Genomic DNA, 20,572 nt, shown 5'->3' with positions numbered 1-20,572 from the left:
GTTGCGTGGAGCCGCTTGTCGGAATCGAACCGACGACCTATTCATTACGAGTGAATCGCTCTGGCCGACTGAGCTAAAGCGGCTGGCCGTGCCACTCGCGACGAGCGCGACCGGACACGGAGGTTGAGTATACGCAGGACCCCTGCCGGAGAAAAATCGCGCCCCACCTCCCGTTCCCTCGGGCGCGGTCGCGCCCGTGGCGGGCTGCGGGACGGGCTCCGCGAGCGACGGGAATGCCGCGTGGTGCGCCCGACCTTGAACCTGACGAGCGCGCGACCGCCCCACCGTGCCGCGCCTCGCAGCAGTCATTTCCTGACCACCACCCACCAGCGAGGAGAACCCGGATGAGCGACACGAACGAGGCCGGCCAGACCATGCGTGCCATGACCTACGACACCTACGGCGGACCCGAGGTCCTCGCGCTCACCGAGCAGCCCCGGCCCAAGGTCGGCCCCGGCGAGGTCCTCGTCCGCGTCCGGTCGGCGTCGGTCAACCCCGTGGACTGGAAGCTCATGTCAGGCGGCCTCGACCCGGTCATGGACGTGCGCTTCCCGGTCGTGCCCGGCTGGGACGTGTCGGGAGTCGTCGAGGCCGTCGGCTTCGACACCCCCGAGTTCTCCCCCGGCGACGAGGTGCTGGCCTACGCCCGCAAGGACTACGTGCACGGCGGCACCTTCGCCGAGCTCGTCAGCGTGCCGGTCCGGGCCCTGGCCGCCAAGCCGGCGTCGATGTCCTGGGACGAGGCGGCCGGACTGCCGCTCGCCGGCCTCACCGCGCTGCGGATGCTCAAGCGTCTCGAGGTCGGCGCGGGCGACACCTTCCTCGTCCACGCCGCCGCCGGTGGCGTCGGGTCGCTGGCCGTGCAGATCGCCCGCACGCTCGGCGCCCGGGTCATCGGCACCGCCTCCGAGCGCAACCACGACCGGCTGCGCGAGCTCGGCGCCGAGCCTGTCACCTACGGCGACGGCGTCGTCGAGCGCATCCGGGAGCTGGCGCCCGACGGCGTGGACGCGGTGGCGGACTTCGTCGGCGACGTGCTCGACGTGACCACCGCCGTCCTCGCCGAGGGCGGACGGCACGGCTCGATCGCCGACGGCTCGGTGGCCGCCGCGGGCGGCCACTACGTCTGGGTGCGCCCCGACGGCGCCGAGCTGGCCCACCTCGCGGCGCTCGTCGAGCGCGGCGACCTGACCGTCCCCGTCGTGCAGACCTTCCCGCTCGAGCAGCTCGCCGACGCCTTCCGCCTCAACCAAGAGGGCCACACGGCGGGCAAGATCGTGCTCCGCGTCTCCACCGAGTGACCTCGGGCGAGGAGCGGGCGCGTCCTCAGGTGTTGGCCCCGCAGACATAGTCGTTCTGCGGAGCCTGCAGGCGGGCCAGGTAGCCGTCGACGACGGCGTCGGCACAGTCGTTGTCGGTGCCGTAGGCGCCGTGCCCGTCCGCCGAGACGGTGACGAACCGGGACCGGAGGATCTCCGACGCGAGCCCCTTGGTGCTCTCGATGGGCGTCGTCCGGTCCCCCTCGTTGCCGATGACGAGCACGGGCGTCGACACGTCGGCACCGACGAGCAGCGTCGCGCGCGGCACGCCCTTCCACCCGTCGCAGGGGTCCGGCGTCGTCGGCTGCACCCGCGCCCACAGGGGGTGGTTGGCGAGGACGTCGTGGCTGGGGACCGCCGAGTCCCACGGAGACCGCGGCCAGTCCGAGCAGCTGACGAGCAGGTGCGAGCGTCCGAAGGTCGTGGCGGCATACGTGCCGTCCTCGTTGCGGTCGGTCATCTCCATGGCGAACCAGGCCAGCGGGCCGCCGTCGCCGTCGTTGACCGCCGCATCGAGGGCGTCCACGAGCTCGGGCCACGTGTCGGGGCGACTCAGACCGGCGTCGATCGCCGTCTGCGCCCACCCCTCCGTGAGCCGCGGCAGGCTGTCGTAGCCGGTCTCCAGGGGCCGGCGGTCCAGTCCGTCCAGGAGCGTGACGAGCTCACGCGAGACGGCGGTCCGGTCGGTGCCGAGCGGACACTCGATGCTCGACCCGCAGTCGGTCACGAAGTCGTCGAAGACGTCGTCGAACTCGTCTGCCCAGCCGCGCGCGGCAGCATCGACCTGCTGCTGCGTCGGCGCCTGCTCGGGCAGCCCGTCGGGCAGCACCGCGGAGTCGAGCACCATCAGCCCGACCCGGCTCGGGTAGAAGTACGAGTAGAGCGCGCCGATCATGGTGCCGTAGCTGACGCCGTAGTAGTTGAGGCGCTCGTCTCCCACCGCGGAGCGGAGGACGTCGAGGTCGCGGGCGACGAACTCCGTGCCCATGCGCGCGGCGAGAGGCCCGCCCCGTGACAGGCAGCGGGCGTTCCGAACGGCCGGTGCCCGGCGGGCAGCGGCGCGTTCGGCCGCCGTGTCGGGGGTGGGGTCGGCCGCATACATCGCGTCCAGGTCGGCGTCGCTGAGGCAGCGCACGGGATCGGACTCGCCCATCCCCCGTGGGTCGAAGCCGACGATGTCGTAGCGCTCGCGCACGGCGTCTCCGAAGAAGGAGGGCGCCTCGTCGACGAAGTCGAGGCCCGAGCCTCCGGGACCGCCGGGGTTGATGAAGAGCGACCCGATGCGGACACCCGGGCTGGACGCCGGCAGCCGGCGCAGCGCGATCGAGGTGCGGGCGCCGTTCGGGGTCTGGTAGTCGACCGGCACCTCGACGGTGCCGCAGTCGAAGGTCTTGTCGTCGTGGCACGGGGCCCATGCGACGCGCTTGCCGTAGTAGGCCCGCAGGTAGGCGGGGTCCGCGACGACGGGGGCGGTGAAGGCGATCGGCGTCGTGGCGGGCCGGTCCTTGCGGGCGGGCTCACCAGCCGGTCTGGCAGTCGTCGGGACGCTGCCGCCGGACTTGCCTTGCGGCACAGGGCTGCCCGGCACCGTCGAGGGGCCGGTGGCCAGCAGGAGGAGGGTCGCGAGGATCGCGACGGAGATGAGGGGCGCGAGCAGTCGGCTCAGCAGGTCGTGCCGTCGGCCGGCGCCGTCCCCCTGAGCAGGTACCCGTCCACGGCGGAGTCCACGCACGAGTTGCCAGCGTAGTAGGTGCCGTGCCCGTCATGGTCCGAAGTGAGCAGAACGCCCGATGCGAGGTCCTTCGCGAGCTGCTTCGTGCCGCCGATGGGCGTCGCCGGGTCCCGCTCGTTGCCGATGACGAGGATGGGTCCGGCGCCCTGGGCGAGGGTCGTGCCCTTGGGGGTGCGGCCCGGCGTGGGCCAGGTGCGGCAGTTGTCGTAGAGCTCGCCGGTCATCCGCGCCCAGAGCGGGTGGGCCGCCTGGGCCTTCTTCTGCTCGGCCGCGAGGGAGGGGGCGGTCGTGGCGCGCGGCCAGTCGGCGCACCGCACCGGGATCATCGCCTGGAGGTAGGTGCTCGGCGCGTAGTCGCCGGTGATGCCGCGCTCGACGACGGACATGCCCTTGGCGAGCAGGATGTCGCCCTTGCCGCTGAACGCCTGGGCGAGGCCCTGGTTGAGCGTCGGCCACGACGTGTCGGAGTAGAGGCACATGAAGATCGAGAAGCCGACCCAGCCCTCGCCGATCGTCGTGAGGCCGGGCTTGCTCGTCTTCAGGCCCTTCTTCTCCACCGCGTCGAGCAGGTCGACGATCTTCTGTCGGGCGCGGCTCTTGTCGCTCCCGAGGGCGCAGTCGCTGCGGGCGACGCACCAGCCGATGAACGCGTCGATCGAGGACTCGAAGCCCTGGATGTCGTAGGTCATCTCCTGCAGCTCGGTCTGGTTGGGCGACAACGCCGAGTCGAGCACCATCCGGCCGACCTTCTCGGGGAAGGTGTCGGCGTAGATCGCCCCGAGGAACGTGCCGTAGGAGCCGCCGAAGAAGTTGAGCTTGCGGTCACCGAGCAGCACCCGCATGACGTCCATGTCACGCGCCACCTCGGTGGTGCTCATGTGCATGGCACGGACGCCGCCCCGAGCCGCACACCGCTTCGTCACGCCGTCGACGTCGGCGAGCAGCGTCGAGCGCTCGGCCGCCGTGTCGGGCGTGGGGTCGGCGCTGAAGAGCAGGTCCATGTCGGAGTTGCTCAGGCACCGCACGGGGCTCGACGCACCGATGCCGCGGGGGTCGAAGCCGACGACGTCGTATGCCGCCCGCACCGCGGGCGAGAAGACGAACGACGCGTACTGGGCGTACTCGACCCCGGAGCCGCCGGGGCCGCCGGGGTTGATGACGAGGGAGCCGAGGCGCTTGGCCGGGTCGGTGGCCGGCGCCTTGCGCAGGGCGAGGGTGAAACTGTCACCGGCGGGCTTGGCGTAGTCGACGGGCACCTGCATGGTGGTGCACCGGTGCCTCGCGTTGTCGGGGCACGGCGCCCAGCTGAGCTTCTGGGTGTAGAAGGGCGCGAGTGCAGCCGGGTAGCCCTGCGCCGCCGTGCTGCCGGGCGAGGGGCTCCCGGCCGTCGGGGTCGGGGAGGCCGGGCCCGACGCCGTCACGGACGAGCCGACCGGTCCCGGGGTCTGCGCAGCCGGCGGCGGGCTGCTGATGCGCCAGACGGCGAGGGCGACGACCGCGACGACGGCGACCACGGCGACCACCGCGAGGGCCGGGCGCAGGCCCGGACGGACGGTCTGGACCCTGCCGGTGGCGACCGGCGGCGAGTAGTCGGGCGGCAGGGCGGCATACCCCGTCGGTGCGTCGGGGAGGTCGTCGGGACGAGGGTCCTCGTTCAGCACTTGAGTCCGTCCTTGGGGACACGCCCCTGCACGTAGAAGGCGTCGATGGCACTGTCGACGCAGGTGTTGCTCCGGCCGTAGGCGGTGTGGCCGTCACCGTCGAAGGAGACGAGGACGGCGTTGTCGAGCTGGTCGCGCAGGCGCTTGGACCACTCGTAGATCGTCGCGGGGTCGCGCGTCGTGCCGACGACGACGATGGGCTCGCTGCCCGGCGCCCGGACCTTGTGCGGGCCGACGGCGGACTTGACCGGCCACACGCCGCACGGCAGCGCACCCCAGGCGAGGTTGGCGCCCCAGGTCGGGGCCTTGACCGAGAAGTCCTTGGCGTACTTCTCGTAGGCGGACAGGTCGGGGCTGTCGGGCCGGTCGAGGCAGTTGACGGCGAAGATCGACTCCATGAGGTTGCCGTCGTAGCCGCCCCCGGGACGACGGCCGGCGTAGGCGTCGGCCAGCTGCATGAGGCTCTGGCCGTTGCCGGCCTTGGCCTCCTTGAGGGCGTCGGTGAGAATGCTCCAGGAGCCCTGGTCGTAGAGCGCGACCGCGACGCCGAGCCGCGCCCAGCCCTCGGTCAGCAGCGGCGCGCTGGGGTCGCCGGTCGGCAGTGGCTTCTGGTCGACCTCGGTGAAGAAGTCGTCGAGGCCCTTGAGGGCGGCCTGGGGGGTGGAGCCGAGCGGGCAGTCCTCGGTGACGCAGTCCTCGACGTAGGCCTGCGTCGCGATCTGGAAGCCGCGGGCCTGGCCCTCCCCCAGCTCGGCGCTCGTCAGGTCCGGCGGGACGACGCCGTCGAGGACGACTCGGCCGACCCGCTTGGGGAAGAGGTCGGCGTAGGTGGAGCCGAGGAACGTGCCGTAGGACTTGCCGAGGTAGTTCAGCTGCGTGTCGCCGACGGCGGCCCGGAGGATGTCCATGTCGCGGGCGGCGTCGGCCGTGGAGAGGTGCTTGACGAGCTCGGGGTTGTCCTTCTGGCACCCGTCGGCCATGGCCTTGGCCTCGGTCATGAGGGTCTGCTCCTCGGCCGGGGTGTCGGGTGTCGGGTCGGCGGCGAGGAAGGCGTCGAGGGCCTTGTCGTCGAGGCAGTCGATCGGGTCGGAGCTCGCGACGCCGCGGGGGTCGAAGCCGACGAGGTCGTAGTAGCGGCGCACCTCGGGGCCGCCGATGGTCTCGGCGCCGCCGCGGACGTACTCGATGCCGGAGGCGCCGGGGCCGCCGGGGTTGACCAGGAGCGAGCCCAGGCGCTTGGCCTGGTCACGGGCCTTGACGCGGGCGACCTTGATGGTGAGGTCGTTGGAGGGGTCGGGGTGCGCGTGGTCGAGCGGGACCCGCAGGTCGGCGCACTCGAGGCTGCCGCACTTCTTCCAGTCGAGCTTCTGGGCGTAGTAGCTCGCGAGAGCCGGGGTGGGCGCGGCCGTCGCGGCGGGGACGCCGGTGCGGGCGCCGGGCGCCACCGGAGCCTCGGTCGTCGTCGTGCAGGCCGCCGCCGACAGCACCAGCGCCAGGGTCGCCGCAGCGGCGGTCAGGGCGCGGGAGATGGCGGCAGGGCGCGTCGTCATGCCCGAAACCGTAACGGGTCGACCTGAGCGCGGCCTCGTCGACGCAGAGTCGTGACCGCATCGAGGCCGTATGCCGCGTGGCCCGGCGGGAGGGGCCGCTCAGACGCCGAGGTCACGCGGCACCCGCAGCTGCAGGGCCATGGCCTCGAGGGCGAGCAGGGGCTGCACGTTGGCGTTGATGCGGTCGCGTGCCTCGGTGATCGCGTCCATCGCGCCGAGGAGCTGCTCGGGGCTGAAGACGCCGGCGAGGGCGCGCACCTTGTCGACGGCGTCGGGGTTGACGAGGTCGACGTCGGAGCGCAGGCGCAGCACGAGCGCATCGCGGTAGATCGAGGTGAGGTCGACGAGGGCGCGATCGACGACGTCACGCGCCGCGCGGGTGGCGCGGGTCTTCTGCTCGCGCTCCAGGGCCGACACCTGCGAGCGGATGTGCGGCGGCTGGGTGCGCGCGGTCGGGTCGGCGCCCAGGGTCTCCATGAGCCGGGAGCGCTCGGCGGCGTCGCGCTCGGCGCTCGAGGCGGTGGACTCCTCGTCGGCGATCTGGGCCAGGTCGGCGGCCGCGCCGATGGCGTCGCCCACCCCGAGGATCTTCGTCGCCATGGCGAGGACGTCACGGCGGCGGATCCGGGCCTGCTCGTCGCGGGCCAGCCGGCGCGCGAGGCCGATGTGCGACTGCGCGGCGCGGGCGGCATACAACGCCATGGCGGGGTCGACGCCGTCGCGGCGCTGGAGGAGGTCGGCGACGGCCTCGACCGGGGGCGTGCGCAGCCGCACGTGGCGCGAGCGGGAGCGGATGGTGACGATGACGTCCTCGAGGCTCGGGGCGCAGAGCATCCAGACGGTGCGCGGCGTCGGCTCCTCGAGGGCCTTGAGGAGCGCGTCGGCGGGGGCGTCGGTGTAGGCGGTGAGTCGGTCGGCGTCCTCGATGATGATGATGCGCCAGCGGCCCACGGACGGGCGCAGGGCCGCCTCCTGGACGAGCGCACGGGCCTCGGCGACCTTGATCGACAGGCCCTCGGTGGCGACGACCTTGACGTCGGCGTGGCTGCCGTCGAGGGCGGTGCGGCACTCACGGCACTGGCCGCAGCCGCCCTGGGGGCACTGCAGCGCCGCCGCGAAGGCGCGGGCCGCGGTCGACCGGCCCGACCCGGGCGGCCCGGTGAAGAGCCACGCGTGTGTCATGGCCGACTCGTCGCTCACGGCGCGCGAGAGCGTCTCGATCGTGGGCTCCTGCCCGACGAGGTCGTCCCAGACGGTCACGGGCGCCCTGCCAGGACCCGGTCGACGCCGTCGACGACGGCGGCGTGGAGGCGCTCCACCGCCTGCGTCGCGTCGAGCACGAGGTAGCGGTCGGGGTCGGCGGCGGCGAGCTCGAGGTAGCCGCGACGCACCGCGCCGTGGAAGGCGTCGGCCTCGGACTCGAGGCGGTCGTGCACGTCACCACGCCGCTCCCGGCCCACCTCGGGCGAGACGTCGAGGACGATGGTGAGGTCGGGCAGCAGCCCACCGACGGCCCAGTGCTGCAGGGCGGTGATCTCGTCACGGCCGAGCTCGCGGCCGGCGCCCTGGTAGGTGATGGAGCTGTCGACGTAGCGGTCGGTGATGACGACCTGGCCCGCGGCGAGCGCCGGCTTGATGAGCTGGTCGACGTGGTGCGCCTTATCGGCGGCGAAGAGCAGCGCCTCGGCCCGGGCCGCGACGTGGTCGCCGTGCAGGACGAGCTCGCGGATCTGGGCGCCGAGCGGGGTGCCACCCGGCTGGCGGGTCACGACGACCTCGCGTCCCCGCTGCTCGAGCACCTCGGTGAGCAGCCGAGCCTGGGTGGACTTGCCGGCGCCGTCGCCGCCCTCGAAGCACACGAAGAGCCCGGGGGCGGTGTCCTGTCGATGGGTCGCGGCCGCGAGGTTCTCCGTCACGCCCCGACCCTATGCGACCCCACCGTCAGGACCGACGGGTGAGCAGCTCCTCGGCGATCTGGACCGCGTTGAGGGCCGCGCCCTTGCGCAGGTTGTCGCCGACGACGAAGAGCACGAGGCCCTTGCCCTCGGGCGCCGCCTGGTCGGCACGGACCCGCCCCACGAAGACCTCGTCGCGGCCGGCAGCCTCGAGCGGGTTGGGCACGTCGGTGACGATGACGCCGGGCGCGTTCTTCAGCAGGTCGAGGGCCTCGTCGGGGGTGATGTCCTCGGCGAACTCGGCGTGGATGGCGAGGCTGTGCCCGGTGAAGACGGGGACGCGCACGCACGTGCCCGAGACCCGCAGGTCGGGGGCGTGCAGGATCTTGCGCGACTCGTTGCGCAGCTTCTGCTCCTCGTCGGTCTCGAGCGAGCCGTCGTCGACGACCGAACCCGCGAGGGGCACGACGTTGAAGCCGACCGGCACGGCATACAGCTGCGCGTCGGGGACTGCCACCGCGCGCCCGTCGAGGGCGAGGCCGGTGGGGTCGCCCGCGGCATACGCGCCCTTGAGCTGGCGGTCCAGCTCCTTGACCCCGGCGCCGCCGGAGCCGCTGACGGCCTGGTAGCTGCTGACGTGAAGGCGCACGAGCCCCGCCTTGTCGTGCAGCGGCTTGAGCGCGGGCATCGCGGCCATCGTCGTGCAGTTGGGGTTGGCGACGATGCCCTTGGGGATGTCGTCGAGGTCGGCGGCGTTGACCTCGGAGACGACGAGGGGGACCTCGGGGTCCTTGCGCCACGCGCTCGAGTTGTCGATGACGGTCGCGCCGGCCGCGGCCACCTTGGGCGCGAGCTCCCTGGAGGCGGCGCCGCCGTTGGAGAAGAGCGCGATGTCGATGCCGGAGAAGTCGGCCGTCGCCGAGTCCTCGACGACGACGTCCTCACCCTTGAAGGGCAGCGTCGTCCCGGCCGAGCGCGCGGACGCGAAGAAGCGCACCTGCGTCACCGGGAAGTCCCGCTCCTCGAGGAGGGCACGCATGACCCCGCCGACCTGACCCGTGGCACCGAAGACTCCGACTCGCATACGACAAGGTTACGGCGGGGAGGTCGCCCTCCCCCGCCGCGTTCATCTTTCGGTCAGGTGCCCTTGGTCTCCCGCTCGCCGGCCCCGTCGCCGGGTCGGTCGGGTCGGCCGTTCGAGCCGTGACGGTCGGCGTTGGCGTGGATCGCGTCGTGGACGTATGCCGCGAGCCCGGGAGCGATGTCCTCGTACGTCTTCGTGAAGCGGGGGTCCGCGACGTACATGTCGGCGAGCCCCCGATGGAAGTCGTGGGTGAGGTCGTAGAAGCGCTCCTGGATGTGGAGGCGGTGCTGCTCGGCGGCGTCCATGGCCGCCTGTCCCGTGGGCGGCTCACCGGCGGACTGCGCGGCGACGAAGGCGGCGTTGACGGCATCCGCCTCAGCCTTGACCTCGGCCCAGTCGGCCTTCGTGTAGCCCTTCGTGCGGCCGGCCGACTGCTTCCAGGCGTCGGTCTCGCCCCAACGCTGCTCCGCCTCCTGCTGGTACTCGTCGCTGAAACCGTCGCCGAAGAGCTCCTTGAGGTCCTCGGGCGTGGCGGGCTGGTCGTTCATCTCTCTCTCCAGTGCTCGGTCGATGGCCGTCACGAGCTCACGCAGCTCGTCCAGCCGGGACATGACCGTGGCGCGTTGCCGGCGCAGGTGGTCGGCCGCGTCCTCGCCGCCGTCGAGCAGGGTCGCGATCTCCTCGAGCGGCAGCTCCAGCCGTCGGTAGACCACGACCTGCTGCAGCCGCTGGAGGTCCCCCTCGGTGTAGAGGCGGTAGCCCGCCCGGGAGCGCTCGCTCGGCACGAGCAGGCCGATCTCGTCGTAGTGGTGCAGCGTGCGCACCGTGACGCCGACGAGCTCGGCGACCTGCCCCACCGTCCAGGTGGTCATCTCCTGCGTCCTTCCGGTCATGGAACGAGGGTGGCGCCTCACGTCGCGTGAGGGTCAAGTCCCTTCCGCCGCAAGGCCTCCCGGGCCCACCCGGCCTGGAGTCGGGTCACGGCCGGCCCCTCCACCGTATGCCGCCCCTAGAGTGAGCGCGTGCACCGTCGCCTCGCGCTCGTCCGCCGTCCGTCCCCCCGACTCGCGGACGGGATCGTGACGCACATCGAGCGGTCGGGATCGGTCGACGGCGAGCTGGCGCTGCGCCAGTGGCAGGAGTACTGCGACGTGCTGGGGCGACGTGGCTGGACGGTCGTCGAGGCGCCCCCCGCGGACGACTGCCCCGACGGGGTCTTCATCGAGGACCAGGTCGTCGTGCACGGCGACGTCGCGGTGCTGTGCCGCTCCGGGGCGCCCGAGCGGCGCGGCGAGCGCGTCGGGGTGCGCGAGGCCGTGGAGGCCCACGGCTACCGCACCGTCGAGGTGCAGGAGCCCGCGACGCTCGACGGCGGCGACGTACTCAAGCACGGCCACCTCGTGTGGGTCGGCGTCGGCGGCCGCACCAACCTCGCGGGTGTCGACCAGCTGCGGCGGGCGTGGGAGGGGCACCGGGTCGAGGTCGTGCCGGTCCCGGTCTCGAAGGTGCTGCACCTGAAGTCGGCGGTCACGGCGCTGCCCGACGGCACGGTCATCGGCCATCCCCCACTCGTCGACGACCCGACGGTCTGGGACGAGTTCCTCGCTGTCCCAGAGGAGTCCGGCGCCCACGTCGTGCTGTTGGGCGGCATGTCGGTGCTGATGTCGGCCTCTGCGCCACGCACGGCGCAGCTGCTCGCGGCACGCGGGCATGATGTGACGACCGTCGACATCTCCGAGTTCGAGAAGCTCGAGGGCTGCGTCACGTGCCTGTCGGTCCGGCTCCGCGGCTGAGGGCGGCGGCCCGGCCCCTCTGTTAAGGTCGCTAACTGGATGAGCAATCTACCGAGCGACCGAGGTGACGACATGTCCACATCCGCCAGCCGCCCGGGCTCCGACCCGACGAGCGACCCGACGCGTCCTCTGACGACCGCCGACCAGGTGCGCCGCATCGGCGTCATCGCCGCGGAGGTCTTCTGCGTCGTCGGCACGCTCTTCGGCGTCGGGGTCATCGGCACCCGGGTCGAGGAGTCGTCGGGCGGCGCGCTCGCCGCCACCGCGACCCTTGTCGCGCCGGCCGGGCCGGCCTTCTCGATCTGGACCCCGATCTACCTCGGACTGCTGGCGTATGCCGTGTGGCAGGCTCTGCCGGCCAACGCCGTCCGCGACCGGGTCCGCAGCACCGGCTGGCTCGCGGCCGCCTCGATGGTGCTCAACGCCGCCTGGCTGCTCGTGACGCAGCAGGGCTGGATCTGGGTCAGCGTCGTCGTCATCGTCGCGCTCGCGCTCACCCTCGGGGTCCTGGTGCAGCGCCTGACGCGCGAGGCCGCCTCGACGACCGTCGAGCGGGTCGTCCTCGACGTCACCTTCGGCCTCTACCTCGGATGGGTCGCGGTGGCGACCTGCGCGAACATCACTGCGGCACTGGTCGACTCGGGCGTCGACCTCGGTGCCACGGCCAACCAGGTGGCTGCCGTCGCGGTCCTCGCCGTGGCTGCTGGGCTCGGCGTGGTCTTCGCCCGCCAGCTCTGCGGTCGCTGGTCGGTCGCCGCGGCGATGGCGTGGGGTCTCGTCTGGATCGCCGTGGGCCGCCTGGGTGGCGAACCTCGATCGGTCGCGACGGGCATCGCGGCGATCGTCGCCGCCCTGCTCGTCCTGGCCGCGGCGCTGCGCCGGCGCCAGGTCCGCAGCGGCACGGGCGACCGGTCGCGCACCCTGCGAGCCGTCTGACCGCGTCGCCTCACCGACGCCGCATCACCACCTCTTCCCCACCGACGTGCCTGACCGCGCCGTCCCGGGAGCCGCACCACCGAGCACCGCGGATCGGACCCTCGGCGCGGCACCGCGGCGGCCGCTCGAGGTCTACGCTGCGACGGGGGCCGGACTCGAGCAGTGGGGTGATCCTTTCGTGGACGCTGACGTCGTCATCGTCGGGGCAGGGCTGGCCGGACTGAGGTGCGCTCGCCGCCTCACCGAGCTCGGTCACGAGGTGGTCGTCCTCGAGGCGTCCGACGCGGTCGGCGGCCGCATCCGCACCGACGTCGTCGACGGCTTCCGCTGCGACCGCGGCTTCCAGGTGCTCAACCCCGCCTACCCGGCGGTCCGACGGTGGGTCGACGTGGGGACCCTCGACCTCAAGCCCTTCGGCTCGGGCGTGCTGGTGCGCCGCAGCAACGGGCTGCAGGTGCTCGCCGACCCGGTCCGCGAGCCCCGGCTGCTCGCCCGCACGATGCGCAGCGGCTACCTGCACCCGCGCGAGCTGGCCGGTGTCACCCGGTGGACCGCGAGGGTGATCGCCGACCCCAAGACCGTTCTGGGACAACCGGACTCGGCATTGGCGGAGTCCCTCGACGAAGCCGGTGTCACCGGTCGACTGCGCCAGGAGGTGCTCGACCCGTTCCTCGCCGGAGTCCTCGTCGACAGCCACGGGGCCTCGTCGGCGAACTTCACCAAGCTGCTCGTGCGGATGTTCGCGCTCGGCCGTCCCGCCGTCCCGGCGACGGGCATGCAGGCACTCCCCGAGCAGGTGGCCGAGCCGCTCGGTGACCGGGTGCGGCTGCAGAGCCACGTCGAGAGCATCACCCCCGTCCACGGCGGCGTCGACGTCCGCGTCGACGGCCGCAGCCTGCGCGCCCGCAGCGCCGTCGTCGCCACCGACCCCGTCGGGGCGGCCGACCTCACGGCCCTGCCCGAGCCGGTGACCAAGGGCCTCGTGACCTGGTGGTTCGAGGCGCCCGAGCCGCCCCACACGCTGCCGCTCGTCGCGGTCGACGGCCGCCGCCACGACTCCGTCACGCCCGGACCGGTGTGGAACACCGCCGTCATGACGGCCGCCGCGCCGAGCTACGCACCACCGACGAAGCACCTCGTCGAGGCGACCTGCCTGCTCGACCGGCCCGACGGTGACGCCCCCGAGTCCGACGTCCTGCGCCACGTCGGGGAGATCTACGGCTGCGACACCTCCGGCTGGCGGGTCGTCACCCGCCACCGGGTCGCTGCGGCGCTGCCGGCGATGACCCCACCGCTCGAGGTCCGTTCGCCCGTCACGCTGGGCGACGGCGTCTTCGTCTGCGGCGACCACCGCGACACCGCCTCGATCCAGGGCGCCCTCGTCTCGGGCCAACGGGCGGCCGAGGCGGTCAACGCCCACCTCTGACGCGCCACGCCCGCCGACCACGGTCGCGATCACGACCACCGGCACCGTCACGGCCCTCGACCGACCTCCTCGGGAAAAAGTCTGTGACCGGTGCATCCCGACGGGCGGCGTCCTCGGAAGAAGGGGCAGACGGCATACGGCGCCGTCGCTCCCCCGAGAGAGGACAGGCCGTGCAGCAGCGTCAGCCCTTCCCGGTCCCGCGGGTCCACCCACGTGCGCTCGAGACCACCGAGAGCGACCAGCGGGGCGCTCCCGACGCCTCCGGCGTGACGTGTCCCGCTGACCTCTGACGCCCGGAGCACGGCTCCAGACCTCCGCCTCGGGTGCACCCACCGAGGGCGACCCGGTCGCGCTCGTGAACCCCTTTCGAAAGGAACCACCATGAAGTCCCTTCGTCTCGCCGCCGTCACCGCGCTCGCCCTCGCACCCGCCGCGTTCGCCACCGCGCCCGCGCACGCCGCCGACGCCAAGGTGTCGATCCTGCACGCCGTGCCGGGCGCCACGGTCGACGTCTACGCCAACGGCAAGGCGCTGCTGACCAACTTCAAGCCGGGCACGCTCACCGACCCGCTGATGATCCCCGCCGGCACCTACGACCTCAAGGTCACCAAGGCCGGTGCGGGGGCCGGGGGCGCTGCCGTCATCGAGGCCAAGGGCGTCGCCGTGCCGGGTGACGCGAACATCACCGTCGTCGCGCACCTCGACGCGAACGGGAAGCCGGTGCTCACGCCGTACGTCAACGACACGTCCACGATCCCGGCCGGCAAGGCGCGCATCACCGTGCGCCACGACGCGGCAGCCCCCGCGGTCGACGTGCGCGCCAACGGGGCCGTGGCGTTCAAGGGGCTGACCAACCCGAAGGAGGCCACGGCCGTCCTGCCCGCCGGCACCATCAAGGCCGACGTCGTGCTCGCGGGGACGAGCACGGTGGCCATCGGTCCGGCCAACCTCAACCTCAAGGAAGGCACGAACACCATCGTGTACGCGTGGGGCAGCGCCGCGGACAAGAACCTCGCCCTCGCGGTCCAGACGCTCTCCGGCATGCACTCCGCGCCGGGCGGCGTCCCGGCCGGCGAGGGTGGTCAGGTCGCGGCCGCGCAGCAGACGGCCGAGGTCTCGCGCTACGCCGCCGTCGTCGGCGCGGCCGCCGCAGCCGGTGGGCTCGTCCTCGTGTCGCGTCGCCGGGCCCACGCCGACCGCTGACCCGCCGGCCGGACCAGGACGACGAGGACGAGACGGACATGAACCGACCCTCCGACCACGGGCCGGGGCGCCAACGGCACCGTGCGTCGAGCCCGTTCAGGGGGGTGGCCGCCGCCGTGGCGGCCGCCCTCCTGGCGGGCGCGTCCACCGCCTGGCTGACCCGCTCGTCCGACGCCGCACCGCCGGTCAGCGGGGCGGGAGCGTCCCTGACGGCCCAGGCCGACGGTCGCCCGTCCACCCCGTCCCAGACAGGTTCGACCGCTCGGTCGGGCGCCTCCGGGTCGACCGGGCCGGCACCCGTCGTCGGCTCTCCGAGCGCCCGCCCGGCGACGCCGGACCCGGCCCCGTCCGTGAGCCCCCCGGACCGCCTGGTCATCACCCGGCTCGGGATCGACATGCCGGTCGTGCCGGAGGGGGTCGCCCGGGACGGCGAGATGGCCCTACCGGCCACCCCCGCGCAGGTGGGGTGGTACCGCTACGGCCCTCGACCCGGTGACGGCTCCGGCGCGACGGTGCTCGCCGCGCACCTCGACATGCCGGGCTACGGCGTGGGGCCGATCGCCGGCATCAGCGAGCTCCACGACGGGGACGTCATCTCGGTGCGGTCCGGAGGCCAGACGCGGCGGTACCGGGTCACGGCCGTGGACGCCATCCGCAAGGCCTCGCTCGACCTCGCAGCGCTCTTCGCCCGCGACGGGCCTCCCCGGATCCGCCTCGTGACCTGCGGGGGCACCTTCGACCGTGAGAAGCGACGCTACGACGAGAACGTCGTCGTGACCGCAGAGCCGATGGCGTGACCGGCCCGTGGTTAGGTGGGCTCGTGCACGTGCACGACGACCCTGACGTGGAGTCCGCCGAGCTCGCCGCCCGGTTGCGCGGTGGGGACCGCGAGGCTCTCGCCGAGATGTACCGCCGCTGGGCCCCCCTCGTCCACACGATCGCCCTGCGCTCGCTCGGCGCGCGCGAGGACGCCGAGGACGTCGTCCAGCAGGTCTTCGTCTCCGCCTGGCACGGCCGGGCCACGCTGAGGCCGGACCGCGGCTCCCCCGTCGCCTGGCTCGTGGGCATCACGAAGCACCGGGTGGCAGACGTGCGCACGCAACGCTTCCGCACCCACCGCAACCTGCAGGCCCTCGCCTCCGAGGCGGCCACCCAGCCCCCTCCCGTGGACGACTCCGACCTGGCCGAGAGGCTGCTCCTCGTGCACGAGCTCGAGCGCATGGGCGATCCACGGGCCGCGGTGCTACGAATGGCTTTCATCGAGGACCGCACGCACGAAGACATCGCACGGGCCCTCGACCTACCCCTCGGTACCGTCAAGAGCCACGTTCGTCGAGGACTGATCCAGCTCAGAGACCGACTGAAGGAGGTGGAGCATGCCGCACCCGAGTGACGACCAGCTGGTCGACGTCGCCGTCGGCGCCGACGTCCCGGCCGACCTGTCGGACCACGTCTGGGACTGCCCCACCTGCTCCAGCACCGTCGAGGAGCTCCGCCGGACCGCAAGGCTGGTCGGGCAGGCGACGCCGGTCGAGGCCTGGACCGCTCCCCCCGCTGCCGTCTGGGCCAGCGTGAAGGCGCAGCTCGACGCCGAGGACCCGTCGACGAGCACGCCTCCCGCCGACACCCCTTCCGACTCCGGCACGGACGTCGAGTCCGAGGGCGCCGGGCCGACGCCCGAGCCCGCCGGCGTCACCGACCTCGACCAGCGCCGGAGGCGGCGCACGGTGGCCTGGACCGGGCTGCTCGTGGCCGCGAGCCTCGTCGTCGGCCTGCTGGCCGGGAGGGCCATCTGGAGCTCCGACGGCAGTCGACCGGTCGCGCAGGTGTCGCTCTCGACGCTCGACACCCGACAGCGTGAAGGGGAGGCGACCGTGGTCCGGGCCGGAAACGGTCTCGACCTGCGCGTCGTGACGGACCGGCCCCTCGATGCCGGCAACGGCTACCTCGAGGTCTGGCTCATCAACGCCGACGGCAAGCGCATGGTGTCCGTGGGGGTCCTGCAGCCCGGCGAGTCCGGCACCTTCCCGATCACCCAGACCCTCATCGACCAGGGCTACGTCGTCGTCGACATCTCCAAGGAGCAGTTCGACAACAACCCGGCCCACTCGGGTGACAGCCTGCTCCGCGGTCACCTGCCTGCCTGACGGGCGGCGGTAGGCGGGGCGCCGCTCCACGGGCCGGGTATGCCGGCCGGTGGGCGGTGCAAGCCCGAGCGACCGAGCGGGACGCACCCCTCGGGAGCGGTGGGCGGGGACGAGCGGTCAGGCCAGGAGGCTCTTCATGGCCTCGATGGCCCCGCGGAGGTAGCGCTCGACGACCACGCGCTCGTGCTCGGTCAGGGTCGCGTCGAGCTCGGCCAGGCTCTGGAACATCGGGGTCATCCGGGCCAGCACCTCGGCGCGGCCGCTGTCGGTGATGACGACCTCCGTGCGACGTCCGTCCTCGGGGTGGGCGCGACGCTCGGCATGGCCGTGGCCGACGAGGCGGTCGACGACACCCGACGACGCCGCCGAGGTCACGCCGAGCATCTTGGCGAGGTCGACGGGACCGACCGGGCCGCGCATGAGGTGTCGTAGCGAGTGCAGCTCCGACGTGCTGAGCCCTGCCTTGCGGGCCACGACGGCGGGGACGGTCTCGGACACCTCGACGAGCTCCTGCAGGGCCGACAGCGTGCCGGTGGTGCGCCACGACGGCACGCCGGGGACGAGACCGGCCCCGCGACGGTCGTCGGCGGCCGACCCCGGCCCGGCGTCGGGCGCTGCACCACGGCTCGCGCGGGCACGCGTGGGTGCCGGTGATGTCCGGTCACGGTCCTTGCTGCTAATATCACTCACCAACTTAGTAATCTACTGAGTAACCCTGTTAATCATCTTATCCGGAGGTGTGGTGTGCGCTCGGTGACCGACAGGATCACGCGCAAGTGGTGGGCCGTGGCGATCGTCATCCTGGCCCTGGCCGGGGCCATGGGGGTCGTCAGCGCCCTGGGCGAGGCGCAGCGTACGGCGGCCTCGACCGACGCCCTGCCCGTCGGCTCGGACAGTGCGGCCGCGCTCCAGCTGCGCGACCGGCTCCCGGAGTCCGAGGGCTCCACTGCGGTGGTCGTCTTCAGCAAGGACTCGGGCGCCCTGAGCCCGGCGGACCTCACCGCGATCGAGGGCCGGGTGGCCCAGCTCCCGGCGGCGGGACGGGCCCCCGTCCAGCGCAGCGAGGACGGCACGGCAGCGCTCGCGGTCGTCCCCGTGGACGCGAACGACGCGACCGCCACGGCCGAGCTCGTGCGCGACCTTCGGACGACGGTCAAGGCCGACCTGCCCACCGGGGTGACCGCACAGGTCACCGGCCCGGCCGCCGTCCAGGCGGACCTCGCGGCGGTCTTCGAGGGCGCCAACACCCGCCTGCTCATCGCCACCGCCTCGGTCGTCGCGCTCCTGCTCGTGCTCACGTATCGCAGCCCGATCCTCTGGATCTTCCCGCTCCTCGTCGTCGGTGTCGCTGACCGACTCGCAGCCGTGCTCGCGACCCACACCCTGGCCGCCTTCTCGATCGTCTGGGACGAGTCGACCATCGGCATCCTCTCCGTCCTCGTCTTCGGCGCCGGCACCGACTACGCCCTGCTGCTCATCTCGCGCTACCGCGACGAGCTGCGCAGCCACTCCGACCGGCGCGAAGCCATGTCGCTCGCCCTGCGCCGGACGGCGGAGGCTGTCCTCTCCAGCGCCGTCACCGTCGTCATCGGCCTGCTGACGCTGCTGCTGTCGCTCTTCCCCGCCACCCGGGGCCTCGGCCTGGCGTGCGCCGTCGGCGTCGTCGTGGCGGCGGTCTTCGTGCTGCTCGTCCTGCCGGCCGCCCTCGTCATCTTCGACCGCTGGATCTTCTGGCCCAAGGTCCCTCGCGAGGGCGAGGCGTCGCTCGTGGACGGCCACTCGCTCTGGCGTCGGGTCGGTGACCGCGTGGCGGCCCACCCGAAGCGGATCATCGGCGTGACGCTCGTCGCCCTCGCGGTCATGGCGGCCGGCATCGGCGCCATCGACACGGGGCTCAAGCCCTCCGACCAGTTCCTCAAGAAGCCCGAGGCCATCGCCGCCGGCGAGCGCCTCGCCCGGTCCTTCCCCGCCGGCAGCGCCGACCCGGCGGTCATCGTCACGACCGCCGACCCGGCTGCCGTGACCTCGGCGGCGAAGGCCGTCGACGGCATCGCGGGGGCCCGCACGGTCAAGCAGGCGGACGGCTTGGCCGAGGTGGACGCGGTGATCACGGCCGCTCCCGGCTCCGATGCGGCGACCGAGACCGTGCGAGCTCTCCGGGCCGCGCTCACGGCCCTGCCCGACAGTCACGTCGCGGGCACCGAGGCCGTCGCCCTCGACCAGGCCGAGGCATCCTCGCGCGACCGGCTCGTCATCTTCCCGATCGTCCTCGCCCTCGTCCTGCTCGCGCTCGGTCTGCTGCTGCGATCGGTCGTCGCACCCCTGGTCCTCGTCGCCACCGTCGTCGCCACCTACCTGGCGAGCGTCGGCGCGTCGTGGTGGATCTTCACCAAGATCTTCGGCTTCTCGGCGCTCGACGACGGCGCCCCCCTCTTCGCCTTCGTCTTCCTCGTCGCCCTCGGCGTGGACTACAACATCTTCCTGGTGACCCGCGCCCGGGAGGAGTCGCGCCTGCACGGCTCGCGCGAGGGCATGCTGCGCGGGCTGGCCGCGACCGGTGGCGTCATCACGAGCGCAGGCATCCTGCTCGCCGCCGTCTTCGCGGTGCTGGGCGTCCTGCCCCTCGTGGTGCTGGCCCAGATCGGCGTCATCATCTGCGTCGGCGTGCTGCTCGACACCCTCGTCGTGCGGACCCTGCTCGTGCCCGCCATCGCGGTCGTCCTCGGCGACCGTTTCTGGTGGCCGCGTCGCCCGCACCCCGCGCCGGAACAGGTCCCGAACCAGGGCGAGGACGAGTCGCGAGAGCTCGTCGCCACCCCCTCTCCGGCCAACCCTTGACCAACCCTTGACATGAGCGATCGTCGGTGTGACATTGGCTTGGTCGAACCCTCGACAAACCATTGACACCGGTGCGAGGCGTCAGGCGCACCACCCAGACCCGATGCGCCAGCGTTGCACCACCGACCCGACCAGAGCTCCTCGTCACCTCCCCTCGTCAACTCCCCTCGTCAACTCCCCTCGCCAGCACCGATGCCCTCCCTCGTCGGTCACGGCAGGCCGTGGGCCACGCGCCGGACTCCCTTCCGGCGCGTGGCCCACGGTCTTCCCCCCGGGCACCTCTCGCACCGAACGCGGCGTTCGGTCTCGAACTCACCGCTGGAGCAGCGGTCTCGGCACCGAACGCGGCGTTCGGCGACGGGCGGGGCGCACGGCAGCGGGGGTCAGGCCGGCCACTCCTCGCGGAGCAGGGACCACGTGTTGTCGTCGAGCCAGGTGCCGTCCTTGCCGAGGGACTTGGCGATCGTCGTGGCCTCGAGCCGCATCCCGATGCGCCGCAGGACCCGGTTGGAGGCGACGTTGTCGGCGTAGGCGTAGGCGTCGGCCGTGACGCGTCGCAGCCCGAGGTCGCGGAAGCCGATGACGAGCAGCTCGGCAGCGGCCTCGGCGGCGAGCCCCTGGCCGTGGACGTCGGGGTGCAGCGCGTAGCCGATCGTCCCCTCCCACTCGCCACTCGCGGACCGGGCGATGCTGTGGCTGGGCTCGATCCCCAGCATCACGTCACCGACGACCTGACCGGTGCGCAGCTCCTCGACGGCGAGACCGAGCAGGGGCTCGCGCGCCCCCGGCCGGCCGCGCGCGAGACGCTGGGCGATCCGGTCGTGCACCTGCTCCCGGTCCAGCACGTCGTGGCTCAGGTGCACGACGACCTCGGGCAGCGACCGGTAGGCGAGGACGGCGTCGACGTCGTCGAGGGTGAGCGGGCGCAACGCGAGCCGCCGGGTGAGACGCGGCCAGGTGAGCCCGGCGAGGTTCGGGGCGGACACCA

The 20,572-nt window shown here is 72.9% G+C and carries 18 protein-coding genes and 1 tRNA gene; 9 read left to right on the top strand and 10 right to left on the bottom strand.

Annotated elements, in window-relative coordinates; all coding sequences use genetic code 11:
- Window positions 1-6: 6 nt before the first annotated feature.
- Window positions 7-83 (bottom strand) — tRNA-Thr (locus ABD297_RS15610).
- A gap of 291 nt (window positions 84-374) precedes the next feature.
- Here ABD297_RS15610 and ABD297_RS15605 point away from each other — a divergent pair.
- Complete coding sequence (locus ABD297_RS15605; RefSeq protein ID WP_344255966.1) at window positions 375-1,301, top strand: NADP-dependent oxidoreductase; 927 nt, start codon at window positions 375-377, stop codon at window positions 1,299-1,301.
- A 25-nt stretch (window positions 1,302-1,326) separates the two neighbouring features.
- Here ABD297_RS15605 and ABD297_RS15600 read toward each other — a convergent pair whose 3' ends face one another.
- From ABD297_RS15600 to ABD297_RS15570, 7 genes are all read right to left on the bottom strand, one after another.
- Window positions 1,327-3,051: an alpha/beta fold hydrolase gene (locus ABD297_RS15600; RefSeq protein ID WP_344255956.1), complete on the bottom strand. Its 1,725-nt coding sequence runs from the start codon at window positions 3,049-3,051 to the stop codon at window positions 1,327-1,329.
- Entirely contained in the window at window positions 2,982-4,712 is a 1,731-nt protein-coding gene (locus tag ABD297_RS15595) for an alpha/beta hydrolase (RefSeq protein WP_344255955.1), read from the bottom strand. The genes ABD297_RS15600 and ABD297_RS15595 overlap by 70 nt, the downstream gene beginning before the upstream one ends.
- A complete protein-coding gene (locus ABD297_RS15590; protein WP_344255954.1) occupies window positions 4,706-6,262 on the bottom strand; it encodes an alpha/beta hydrolase in 1,557 nt (518 codons plus the stop codon). Before ABD297_RS15590 ends, ABD297_RS15595 begins: the two co-directional genes overlap by 7 nt.
- A 99-nt stretch (window positions 6,263-6,361) precedes the next feature.
- Window positions 6,362-7,522, bottom strand: a complete 1,161-nt coding sequence (locus ABD297_RS15585; protein ID WP_344255953.1) for a DNA polymerase III subunit delta' — start codon at window positions 7,520-7,522, stop codon at window positions 6,362-6,364.
- Window positions 7,519-8,178 (bottom strand): dTMP kinase, encoded by a 660-nt coding sequence (tmk, locus tag ABD297_RS15580; RefSeq protein WP_344255952.1) that lies wholly within the window; start codon window positions 8,176-8,178, stop codon window positions 7,519-7,521. Before tmk ends, ABD297_RS15585 begins: the two co-directional genes overlap by 4 nt.
- A gap of 25 nt (window positions 8,179-8,203) precedes the next feature.
- Window positions 8,204-9,241, bottom strand: a complete 1,038-nt coding sequence (locus tag ABD297_RS15575) for an aspartate-semialdehyde dehydrogenase (RefSeq protein WP_344255951.1) — start codon at window positions 9,239-9,241, stop codon at window positions 8,204-8,206.
- A 53-nt stretch (window positions 9,242-9,294) separates the two neighbouring features.
- Window positions 9,295-10,134 (bottom strand): MerR family transcriptional regulator, encoded by an 840-nt coding sequence (locus ABD297_RS15570; RefSeq protein WP_344255950.1) that lies wholly within the window; start codon window positions 10,132-10,134, stop codon window positions 9,295-9,297.
- Between the two features lie 129 nt (window positions 10,135-10,263).
- Here ABD297_RS15570 and ddaH point away from each other — a divergent pair, with 129 nt between their 5' ends.
- The 7 genes from ddaH (at window position 10,264) to ABD297_RS15535 (ending at window position 16,746) form a co-directional block, all read left to right on the top strand.
- Window positions 10,264-11,034, top strand: a complete 771-nt coding sequence (gene ddaH, locus ABD297_RS15565; RefSeq protein WP_344255949.1) for a dimethylargininase — start codon at window positions 10,264-10,266, stop codon at window positions 11,032-11,034.
- A gap of 72 nt (window positions 11,035-11,106) precedes the next feature.
- Window positions 11,107-11,970 carry a tryptophan-rich sensory protein gene (locus ABD297_RS15560; protein ID WP_344255948.1) on the top strand — a complete coding sequence of 288 codons (864 nt, stop codon included), beginning with the start codon at window positions 11,107-11,109 and terminating at the stop codon, window positions 11,968-11,970.
- A 178-nt stretch (window positions 11,971-12,148) separates the two neighbouring features.
- A complete protein-coding gene (locus ABD297_RS15555; RefSeq protein ID WP_344255947.1) occupies window positions 12,149-13,396 on the top strand; it encodes an NAD(P)/FAD-dependent oxidoreductase in 1,248 nt (415 codons plus the stop codon).
- A gap of 381 nt (window positions 13,397-13,777) precedes the next feature.
- Window positions 13,778-14,599: a DUF4397 domain-containing protein gene (locus ABD297_RS15550; RefSeq protein ID WP_344255946.1), complete on the top strand. Its 822-nt coding sequence runs from the start codon at window positions 13,778-13,780 to the stop codon at window positions 14,597-14,599.
- Between the two features lie 38 nt (window positions 14,600-14,637).
- On the top strand, window positions 14,638-15,396 hold the full coding sequence (locus tag ABD297_RS15545; RefSeq protein WP_344255945.1) for a class F sortase: 759 nt from the start codon (window positions 14,638-14,640) through the stop codon (window positions 15,394-15,396).
- A gap of 23 nt (window positions 15,397-15,419) precedes the next feature.
- A complete protein-coding gene (locus tag ABD297_RS15540; protein WP_344255944.1) occupies window positions 15,420-15,992 on the top strand; it encodes an RNA polymerase sigma factor in 573 nt (190 codons plus the stop codon).
- Complete coding sequence (locus tag ABD297_RS15535; RefSeq protein ID WP_344255943.1) at window positions 15,976-16,746, top strand: anti-sigma factor domain-containing protein; 771 nt, start codon at window positions 15,976-15,978, stop codon at window positions 16,744-16,746. The genes ABD297_RS15540 and ABD297_RS15535 overlap by 17 nt, the downstream gene beginning before the upstream one ends.
- A 117-nt stretch (window positions 16,747-16,863) precedes the next feature.
- Here the strand turns inward: ABD297_RS15535 and ABD297_RS15530 are convergent, their stop codons facing one another.
- Window positions 16,864-17,436: a MarR family winged helix-turn-helix transcriptional regulator gene (locus tag ABD297_RS15530; protein ID WP_344255942.1), complete on the bottom strand. Its 573-nt coding sequence runs from the start codon at window positions 17,434-17,436 to the stop codon at window positions 16,864-16,866.
- A gap of 63 nt (window positions 17,437-17,499) precedes the next feature.
- On the opposite strand from ABD297_RS15530, the gene ABD297_RS15525 reads away from it, so the two are divergent.
- The gene (locus tag ABD297_RS15525; protein ID WP_344255941.1) at window positions 17,500-19,584 is read left to right on the top strand and encodes an MMPL family transporter; all 2,085 of its coding nucleotides are present in this window, start codon (window positions 17,500-17,502) and stop codon (window positions 19,582-19,584) included.
- Between the two features lie 383 nt (window positions 19,585-19,967).
- On the opposite strand, the gene ABD297_RS15520 is transcribed toward ABD297_RS15525, so the two are convergent.
- A complete protein-coding gene (locus ABD297_RS15520; RefSeq protein WP_344255939.1) occupies window positions 19,968-20,570 on the bottom strand; it encodes a GNAT family N-acetyltransferase in 603 nt (200 codons plus the stop codon).
- Window positions 20,571-20,572 lie beyond the last annotated feature (2 nt).

The sequence above is a fragment of the Terrabacter carboxydivorans genome (assembly GCF_039532035.1).
GTDB lineage: Bacteria > Actinomycetota > Actinomycetes > Actinomycetales > Dermatophilaceae > Terrabacter > Terrabacter carboxydivorans.
Note: the sequence above shows the minus strand (reverse complement) of the source record. Positions and strands in the feature narration are given on the sequence as shown.

What these genes read in the sequence shown, in the direction of transcription:
- ABD297_RS15605 (WP_344255966.1), top strand. Translation starts at nt 375, where the DNA reads ATGCGTGCCATGACCTACGACACCTACGGCGGACCCGAGGTCCTCGCG.
- ABD297_RS15590 (WP_344255954.1), bottom strand. Translation starts at nt 6,262, where the DNA reads ATGACGACGCGCCCTGCCGCCATCTCCCGCGCCCTGACCGCCGCTGCG.
- ABD297_RS15575 (WP_344255951.1), bottom strand. Translation starts at nt 9,241, where the DNA reads ATGCGAGTCGGAGTCTTCGGTGCCACGGGTCAGGTCGGCGGGGTCATG.
- ABD297_RS15570 (WP_344255950.1), bottom strand. Translation starts at nt 10,134, where the DNA reads ATGACCGGAAGGACGCAGGAGATGACCACCTGGACGGTGGGGCAGGTC.
- ABD297_RS15560 (WP_344255948.1), top strand. Translation starts at nt 11,107, where the DNA reads ATGTCCACATCCGCCAGCCGCCCGGGCTCCGACCCGACGAGCGACCCG.
- ABD297_RS15550 (WP_344255946.1), top strand. Translation starts at nt 13,778, where the DNA reads ATGAAGTCCCTTCGTCTCGCCGCCGTCACCGCGCTCGCCCTCGCACCC.
- ABD297_RS15545 (WP_344255945.1), top strand. Translation starts at nt 14,638, where the DNA reads ATGAACCGACCCTCCGACCACGGGCCGGGGCGCCAACGGCACCGTGCG.
- ABD297_RS15535 (WP_344255943.1), top strand. Translation starts at nt 15,976, where the DNA reads ATGCCGCACCCGAGTGACGACCAGCTGGTCGACGTCGCCGTCGGCGCC.